General features: G+C 63.4%; 3 protein-coding genes. 2 read left to right on the forward strand and 1 reads right to left on the reverse strand.

Annotation, left to right across the window (positions count from 1 at the left end; all coding sequences use genetic code 11):
• Nucleotides 1–692 (forward strand): RHS repeat-associated core domain-containing protein (locus tag NMQ14_RS19585; RefSeq protein WP_306441353.1); only part of this gene is annotated, 692 nt, incomplete at its 5' end.
• A gap of 193 nt (nucleotides 693–885) precedes the next feature.
• Here NMQ14_RS19585 and NMQ14_RS19590 read toward each other — a convergent pair.
• Nucleotides 886–1,755: an integrase core domain-containing protein gene (locus tag NMQ14_RS19590; protein WP_257098507.1), complete on the reverse strand. Its 870-nt coding sequence runs from the start codon at nucleotides 1,753–1,755 to the stop codon at nucleotides 886–888.
• A gap of 319 nt (nucleotides 1,756–2,074) precedes the next feature.
• Between NMQ14_RS19590 and NMQ14_RS19595 the strand changes: the two genes are divergently transcribed.
• The coding region (locus NMQ14_RS19595) for a molybdopterin oxidoreductase family protein (protein WP_257098508.1) at nucleotides 2,075–2,729 on the forward strand (655 nt) is incomplete at its 3' end.

A 2,729-nucleotide genomic window follows, 5' to 3' on the forward strand; every position in this document is an offset into this window, starting at 1 on the left:
CGTACTTCTTCCAGCACGACCACCTGATGGGGGTGGTGGCGCAGACGAAGCCGAATGGGGGCACGCAGGCGACGATGGCGTATCGGCCGTTCGGCGAGCCGCTGGCCGAGACGGGCACGCCGGTGGGGCGGCAGCGGTACACCGGGCGGGAGGACGACGGCACCGGGCTGATGTACTACCGGGCGCGCTATTACGACCCGGGCTTCGGTGGGTTCATCAGCGAAGATCCGCTGAAGTTCCGGGCTGGGCCGAACTTCTATGCGTATGTGGATAACAATCCGATTAATGGGAATGATCCGAGTGGGCTCAATCCGGTCACCAAGTTCATACGCGAGAGCGCGACCTACCTGGGCGTCAAGGCGTCCGCCGCGGCGATGCAGGCCGCGAAAAACCGTGCGGTGGACATGGCTTGGAAAGCNGTGGATAACAATCCGATTAATGGGAATGATCCGAGTGGGCTCAATCCGGTCACCAAGTTCATACGCGAGAGCGCGACCTACCTGGGCGTCAAGGCGTCCGCCGCGGCGATGCAGGCCGCGAAAAACCGTGCGGTGGACATGGCTTGGAAAGCGGAGATTCAGCTTGTCCAGAGGACCGGTGAAGGATCAAGGGATTGGGGCAAGGCCGAAATGGCCTATTTGTTGCTGGTGTCCCGTCCAACCGTCCAACAGCCGATTGTGACTTCCCCATGACAGGGAAACCACGGCGGCTTCATGGAGCTGGAATCCATCTGCCACGAATCGGCAAGGTCTGCTTCACATCGCTGTCTTGATCTGTCTCCTTTCTGCGCGGTTTCTCGTGCCAACGTCTCATTCGCTTGCTTCGGGGCGAGGCGATCCCTGGACAGTCGCTTGTCCATCGGGTCCGCTCCGGTTCCGCTGTGCCTCACAGCAGATAGCGCTCCCCCAGCAGCAGCCCGTCCCAGGCGCTGAACCATCGGCGGATTTTCAGGCGTCGAGCCAGCGGATCGATGCAGCACCAGACTTCGCGGGGCGTTCGCCCGTCGAGGTTCTGGTGAGGGCGGACGTGGTTGTACCAGAGCCGGAAAGCCTTCAGGTCGTTGTCCAGCTGCGCTGCGTCCTCGACCTGTCGCTGGTCCAGCGGCGCCTTCAGCGTGCCGAAGAGCCGCTCGATGCGTCCGTTCTGCCACGGACAGTGCGGTTCGGTACGCTGGTGGCGGATGCCCAGCAGCGCTGGCCCGATGCGGAAGACGAAGGAGGTGAAGATTGCTTCGTTGTCGGTACGCAGGAAGCGGGGCCGGCCGTGTCTGAGCACGCAGCGCACGAGATGGCCGAGCACGGTGAGCGAGCGCTTGTCGGCGATTCGCGCCAGTTCGAGCGCGAGCCGAGAGCCGTGGTCGATGATGCCGAGGATCATGTGCAGCCGGCCGTGTTGGTCGGTCTTGCCGGTGAGGTCCAGCGCCCATACGTGGTTGCGCGGTGAGGCGCCGGGCCGCTGCCGGCGCATCCGGCGACGCTCGATGCGTATTTCGCGCGCATGGCGTTTCAGTACGTCCGCCACATATGACTTGCTTACCGTCATGTCCGGCGCGTGCCGGCGATTGAAGAGGTCGGCCAGCGTGCGACAGCCGGCCCTGGACATGCGGGCCTTGAGCAGGACGAGTTCGACTTTTACCCACGGCGGTTTTGCACGATGGCGAACGACCGGGTTATTTCGTCGGCGCAGGGTCCGAGGCGCGGTTGCCGGCCGGACGTGCCGTCCGAACAGGGCGATCAGCAGGAGCAGCAGGCACATGGCAAGTCCTCACGGTTTCCTTGAGAATGCCATTCGGTTGTCGCGTCTGGATGACTTCCTGTCATACGGCAAGGGGCATGGTGGTTGTCATGAATCCTCGGGCCCTTTTGTTGATGCTGTGCATATCAAGCGTAAACGCCATGATGCGCGGCGTGACGGTCGAGATCGGTGGCGGCGGTTCCGGAGCCTAAACGGACAATCTGAGTCCGGTCGGGAGTCTCTTTAACCCGCGGCTAGGCACAGGCGTCAAACCGGAGGCCACGGCCTCTGCGGTAGCACAGCAAACGGGCCAGAACCCGATGCAGGCCGCCAACTGGGCATGCGGCTGCGCGGCATCCGCGACACGAAGGGGCCGAATGCGCTGGCCGGATTCGGTTCGGCCAAGGGGGCGAACGATGAGGCTTGTCTGTTCCAGAAGCTCACCCGCACCGGCTTCGGCACCAACAACGTCGATCACTGCACCCGTCTGTGCCACGCATCGTCGGTCGCCGCGCTGCTCGAAGAGGTGGGTTCCGGTGCAGTGTCCAATCCGTTGCGTGTCGTGCTGCCGGCGTCGGCCTTCCCTGAAAAGACCGGCACCTTCACCAACACCGACCGCCAGGTGCAACTGGGTCGTCAGGCAATCAATCCGCCCGGCGATGCGCGTCAGGACCTGTGGATCATCCAGCAGATGGCCAACGGCATGGGGCTGGACTGGCACTACGACGGCGCGAAGGACGTGTTCAACGAAATGCGCAAGGCGATGCATTCGATCGCCGGCATCACGTGGGAGCGTCTGGAAGCGGAGCACTCGGTCACCTACCCGTGCGAGAACGAAGGCGATCCGGGCGACGAGGTGGTGTTCATCGAACGCTTCCCGACCCAGTCCGGTCGCGCCAAGCTGGTGCCCGCCAAGCTGATCAGCGCCAACGAAAAGCCGGATGCCGATTTCCCGATGGTGCTGATCACCGGCCGGCAGCTGGAACACTGGCATA

Origin of the sequence: Methyloversatilis sp. XJ19-13, from assembly GCF_024580155.1 — a bacterium.
GTDB lineage: Bacteria > Pseudomonadota > Gammaproteobacteria > Burkholderiales > Rhodocyclaceae > Methyloversatilis.

What these genes read in the sequence shown, in the direction of transcription:
- NMQ14_RS19590 (WP_257098507.1), bottom strand. Translation starts at nt 1,755, where the DNA reads ATGTGCCTGCTGCTCCTGCTGATCGCCCTGTTCGGACGGCACGTCCGG.